General features: G+C 32.0%; 3 protein-coding genes and 7 tRNA genes. All 10 read left to right on the plus strand.

Going from position 1 to position 5,623, the window contains the following annotated elements; all coding sequences use genetic code 11:
- The first annotated feature begins 53 nt into the window (after nucleotides 1-53).
- The 10 genes from OCU55_RS23630 to OCU55_RS23675 all read left to right on the plus strand — a co-directional run bounded on the left by OCU55_RS23630 (nucleotide 54) and on the right by OCU55_RS23675 (nucleotide 5,033).
- A tRNA-His gene (locus tag OCU55_RS23630) sits at nucleotides 54-129 on the plus strand.
- A 15-nt stretch (nucleotides 130-144) separates the two neighbouring features.
- Nucleotides 145-219, plus strand: a tRNA-Gln gene (locus tag OCU55_RS23635).
- A gap of 3 nt (nucleotides 220-222) precedes the next feature.
- A tRNA-Lys gene (locus OCU55_RS23640) sits at nucleotides 223-298 on the plus strand.
- A gap of 19 nt (nucleotides 299-317) precedes the next feature.
- Nucleotides 318-401, plus strand: a tRNA-Leu gene (locus OCU55_RS23645).
- Nucleotides 402-406: 5 nt separating this feature from the next.
- Nucleotides 407-481: transfer RNA gene (locus tag OCU55_RS23650), tRNA-Gly, on the plus strand.
- A 5-nt stretch (nucleotides 482-486) separates the two neighbouring features.
- Nucleotides 487-560: transfer RNA gene (locus OCU55_RS23655), tRNA-Gly, on the plus strand.
- Between the two features lie 237 nt (nucleotides 561-797).
- Nucleotides 798-874, plus strand: a tRNA-Arg gene (locus OCU55_RS23660).
- 302 nt (nucleotides 875-1,176) lie between these two features.
- The gene (locus tag OCU55_RS23665; protein ID WP_261854711.1) at nucleotides 1,177-1,962 is read left to right on the plus strand and encodes a flagellar motor protein; all 786 of its coding nucleotides are present in this window, start codon (nucleotides 1,177-1,179) and stop codon (nucleotides 1,960-1,962) included.
- Nucleotides 1,963-1,976: 14 nt separating this feature from the next.
- The gene (locus tag OCU55_RS23670) at nucleotides 1,977-2,738 is read left to right on the plus strand and encodes a flagellar motor protein MotB (protein WP_261854712.1); all 762 of its coding nucleotides are present in this window, start codon (nucleotides 1,977-1,979) and stop codon (nucleotides 2,736-2,738) included.
- A gap of 555 nt (nucleotides 2,739-3,293) precedes the next feature.
- Nucleotides 3,294-5,033 (plus strand): ABC transporter ATP-binding protein, encoded by a 1,740-nt coding sequence (locus OCU55_RS23675; protein WP_261854713.1) that lies wholly within the window; start codon nucleotides 3,294-3,296, stop codon nucleotides 5,031-5,033.
- The last annotated feature ends 590 nt before the right edge of the window (nucleotides 5,034-5,623 follow it).

A 5,623-nucleotide genomic window follows, 5' to 3' on the forward strand; every position in this document is an offset into this window, starting at 1 on the left:
GACTCTTAATCAGGGTGTCTTGGGTTCGAGTCCCTGATGGCGCACCAAATATGGTGGACGTAGTTCAGTTGGTAGAGCACCAGATTGTGGCTCTGGTTGTCGTGGGTTCGAATCCCATCGTTCACCCCATATTAAATTTATTATTGGGATGTCGCCAAGCGGTAAGGCAATGGACTTTGACTCCATCATTCGTAGGTTCGAATCCTGCTATCCCAGCCAATTGGTTTACTAGCTCAGTCGGTAGAGCACATGACTTTTAATCATGGTGTCCGGGGTTCGATTCCCCGGTAAGCCACCAATTTAATAAATGAAAAGATGCAGATGTGGCGGAATTGGCAGACGCACTAGACTTAGGATCTAGCGCCTACGGCGTGGGGGTTCGACTCCCTTCATCTGCACCAATCAAGCGGAAGTGACTCAATGGTAGAGTGTCACCTTGCCAAGGTGAAGGTCGCGGGTTCGAGTCCCGTCTTCCGCTCCAAATATGCGGGTATCGTATATCGGTAATACTCCAGCCTTCCAAGCTGAAAAGGTGGGTTCGACTCCCACTACCCGCTCCATACTAAAGACAACTTATAACTTAAGTTGTCTTTTTATATTATTTTATTCTTTAGCAATTTATATATTAATTATGTCTGTGGATAATTATGCGAATAGACTTAAGAAATAGTATAAGTTAAAGAATAAAAAAAGAAGAATATGTCGCCTGTAAGATTCTTCAGATACGTTCAGAAAAGGCAGATGTGCAAAAGAAATTCACTAAAGAAGATCGCTTTAGCAAATTTTTTATATAACATGCTCCTATAGCTCAGCTGGATAGAGTGGTGGACTTCGAATCCATAGGTCGCAGGTTCGAACCCTGTTGGGAGCACCAAAAGTATTGAAATAGCTAGGTTTCAGAAATATGAAGCCTAGCTATTTTATGTTTTTTTCACAGTTTTCTAACCTTAACATATTCAAAGAAAGCTATCTAGATTTATAACTATTAAAAGTGAAATTGTTTTGGGGGTATGTGCAATAAAAACATATAATAATATAAATTTTGATAATTTACCATAAAAAATTCACTTTAATGCTAATAAAATTGAGATATTATACGATAATTGAAAAGGGAAGCTTAATTTAAAGAGTTTCACTTAGGAATCTTTATATTATAGTTAGGAGAGGGAGAAGATTATGGATATAGGAATAATTGTTGGTATTGTTATAGGATTTGGGTCGTTAATTTTTGCATTTATTGAAGAAGGTGGAAGTCCTTTAATGCTTGTGGCTTTTTCAGCAGCTGTGATAGTTTTTGGTGGAACTATAGGTGCGGTAGCGATATCTTTCCCAACAAGTAAACTAAAAAATATAGGTAAGATAATAAAGGTTGCATTTACAAATAGAAAAGTTAATACAAAAGAACAAATAGAATTTTTTAAAGAATTATCAACTAAGACAAGAAAGAATGGATTATTGAGTATAGAAGGAGATCTATCGAATAATGAAATGGATCCATTTATAAAAAAAGGGCTTCAAATGGTTGTCGATGGTGTTGAACCAAGTACAATAAGAGGGATATTAGAGACAAAGTTAGAACAAATGTCAGAGCGTCATCACGATGGGGCTGGCATATTCGATGCAGCAGGCGGATTTTCACCAACAATGGGTATTATAGGTACTGTTATGGGACTAGTACAGGTTCTTAGTAATTTAGATGATCCTAGTACACTTGGACCTAAAATTGCAGTAGCTTTCATAGCAACATTATATGGAGTAGGTACAGCAAATTTACTTTGGCTTCCTGTAGCAAATAAGCTAAAAGCACTTGATAAAGAGGAAATAATAGAAAAGGAAATGTCAATTGAAGCTATTATGCTTATCCAAGAAGGAGCAAATCCTAATACTTTAGTGGCCAAGCTAGAAGGATTTTTGACTGATAAAGAAGTATCAGAATTAAATTCAAATAATGCTAATGATTAGAGAGGTATTATTTTATGAAAAAGAAGAGAGTAGAAAAGGAAAATAATGAACGATGGCTATTAACATATTCTGATTTGATAACGCTTCTTATGATATTTTTTGTAGTAATGTACGCTTCCAGTACTGTAGATGCTAAAAAGTATTCTCAAATTGCACAATCTTTGAATTTAGCCATCGGTGGTGGAAAGAGCATTATAGGCACTTCTGATAATGCTAGCATTGATTCGAGCAAAGTCACAGTGACAGATGAACAGCTTAAACAGATCACGGACAATAATGCCAATGCGAAAATAGAAGAACAGAAGTTAGAGAAGGTAAAAGAAGAAATAGATAAGATGATTGCTGGGTCAGATCTTAAAGGAAGTATTACGACAAGCCTTCAAGAGAGAGGTCTTGTAATTAGTTTTAATGATACAGTATTCTTTGACAGTGGCAAGGCTGATGTTAAAACTGATAATCAGAAAAAATTGATTTCTTTAGCAGGAATACTTAATAAAATTGATAACTATATAAGAGTAGAAGGGCATACTGATAATGTTCCAATAAACACTACATATTTTCATTCTAATTGGCAGTTATCTGCTATTAGAGCTTCTAATGTGGTAGAATTTTTAGTAACTAGAGGTGGAATAGCCGCGGATAGATTATCTTCTGTAGGGTATGGAGAATATAGACCAGTGGCATCAAATGACACAGAGGAAGGAAAAAGTAAGAATAGGAGAGTAGACATACTTTTATTGAATACCAATTTAAATGTTTCTGAAACCAAAAAATAGGATAATGTTAAAATATGCTGAAATTAATTGGTTATACATCCGATGCATTAATGAGCTTACGCAAAGAATTAATATGATTTTCTCATATTCCATGGCTAAACCTGTAAACTCACTACGTTCGAACAGTACAGGTTCTTAACGCCATTCCATCTGAGAAAATCATTTAATTTTAATTGCTCGCTCATAGAGCATCTCCTGTATAACCAATTAATTTTAATAATAATATTAAACATAAAAATATATTGTAGCATCAGTGAAGATTGGAAATATTGTTAATAATATTAGCCTATGAATGACTGATGCTATTTTTTTATAGGATAGGGAAGAAACAAGAAATTCATTATTTAGTTTAAATGCAGAAGTTAAACTATACTTAGTAAGTTGACTTTTAATATTAAGTGAAATAATATATTAAATGAATAGTAAACGTTAAAATAATTTTATTAAGGTAAATAACCTGATTTAATCACATATTCTATTGTTTGATTAATAATCTATATAGTGTTATTTTATAATCTATATGAATAAATTACGGGGGAGGATCACTACACAAATATGGATAGATTTAAGAAATTTATTAATTACTATGGGCCATACAGGAAGCTTTTCTTCGCAGATATGGTCTGTGCATTGATACTATCTGGGATAGATCTTGTATTTCCAATGATAGTAAGGTACTTAACTAATAATGTGTATATATTGGAAGATAAGAATATAATAATTAAGTATGTAGTTTATGCGGGCTTAGCGTTATTATGTATGTATATTGTAAGATACTTTTGTCAGTATTTTATAACTTCTTGGGGACATATAATGGGAGCCAAGATGGAGTCTAATATGAGAAAGGATTTGTTTGATCATCTTCAAAAACTATCATTCTCTTATTACGATAATAACAATACTGGCACTTTGCAATCAAGAATAGTTAATGACCTATTTGATATTTCTGAGCTAGCACACCATGGTCCAGAAGATGTATTTATATCTATACTTAAGTTATCGGGTTCATTCATAATACTTATAAATGTTAATGTTAAAATAACTTTAATACTTTTCTTCATAACCTTGGTTATGCTGTATTTCTCAATATTCTATAACAAGCATATGAACAGAGTATTTATGAAAAATAGAGAGAAGATAGCGAATGTAAATGCTATAGTACAGGATAGTCTTTCTGGTATTAGAGTGGTAAAATCATTTGCTAATGAAACAATTGAAAGTCACAAGTTTGACAAGGGAAATCTAGAGTTTCTTAAGAGTAAGGAAGATAACTATTTAATAATGGGAAAATTCTTTAGTGGAAATGGCTTTTTTCAAGGACTTCTTTATGTGTCAGTTATTCTGGCTGGAGGCTTATTTATAAGTAATGGTACTCTAAAGGTTGCAGATCTAATGGTCTATATACTATATATAAATATCTTTTTAAGTCCTATAGACAAGCTTGTTAACTTTACAGAACAATTCCAAAAAGGGCTTACCGGTTTTGATAGGTTCCTACAAGTAATAAATACTGAACCGGATATAACAGATAAGAAAGGTGCTATAGATATTATAGAACCAAAGGGAAATATCGAATTTAAAAATGTATCTTTTAGCTATAATGAAAAACATAATATATTAGAAAATATAAACATAAGTATAAAAGCAGGGAAAAATGTTGCTCTTGTTGGTCCTTCAGGTGGCGGTAAAACAACTTTTTGCAGTCTAATTCCAAGATTTTATGAAATAAATGAAGGTTCAATTACTGTTGATGGAATAGATATAAGAGATGTAAAACTTAAATCACTTAGAAATTCAATTGGGATAGTTCAACAAGATGTATATATGTTTACTGGTACTATAAAAGAAAATATAGCCTATGGAAAACCAGGTGCATCTGATGAGGAAATTATAGATGCAGCTAAAAAAGCTAATATACATGAATTTATTATGACTCTTAAGGAGGGTTATGATACAAGTGTAGGGGAGAGAGGAGTTAAGCTTTCTGGTGGACAGAAGCAAAGAGTATCAATAGCAAGAGTGTTCCTTAAAAATCCTCCTATATTAATACTTGATGAAGCTACATCTGCCCTTGATAATGAAAGTGAGAAGTTTATACAGAAATCTTTAGAAGATCTTTCTAAGAACAGAACTACATTAGTTATAGCCCATAGACTTAGTACTATAAGAAATGCTGATGAAATAATAGTGCTTACGGATGAAGGGATAAAAGAACGAGGTAATCATAATGAGCTAATTGACTTGGATGGAACATATGCTTATCTATATAATATGCAGTTTGAAAATATATCATAATTAAGTTTAAGATAAAGGTATTTACTATATCTAAATTAACAATTAAAATTTAATCAGATAATACATGTATATAGGGAATGTAGTTTCCTGTATACATGTATTTTTACTTTTGAGGAGTTTAAATGATAAACTTTAGTCTTTAAATAGGAAGAATGATTTTTATAACTCAGTACATTTCTACTGTGAAAATTATTATTTAAGGTATTATATTTTTTGTGATTTTCAATAGTAGACACATGAGAAAAAAAAAGAAAATTGAAGATATAGTTAGATTTTAGTATGTAAATTTATATAATTGACTATAGAATAGTTTGAGTTTTGTCCTATAACATGTTATATTAAATATCGTTGTCTGACAAATTGATTTTTGAGCAATAAAAAATAATGTTGACAAGATTCGATTGAGATGATAATATGAATAAGCAGTTAAACATTGGTCTTTGAAAATTAAACAGAGAAGATAAACAAAGTCTAAAATTAGACTTAAACTAAACCAGCAATTCTTTTGAAAAAAGACTTACTAAGTAAGTAAGCTATGATTAAACTTTAAATTGAGAGTTTGATCCTGGCTCAGGACGAACGCTGGCGGC

This window comes from Clostridium folliculivorans, assembly GCF_024341905.1.
GTDB lineage: Bacteria > Bacillota > Clostridia > Clostridiales > Clostridiaceae > Clostridium_AR > Clostridium_AR folliculivorans.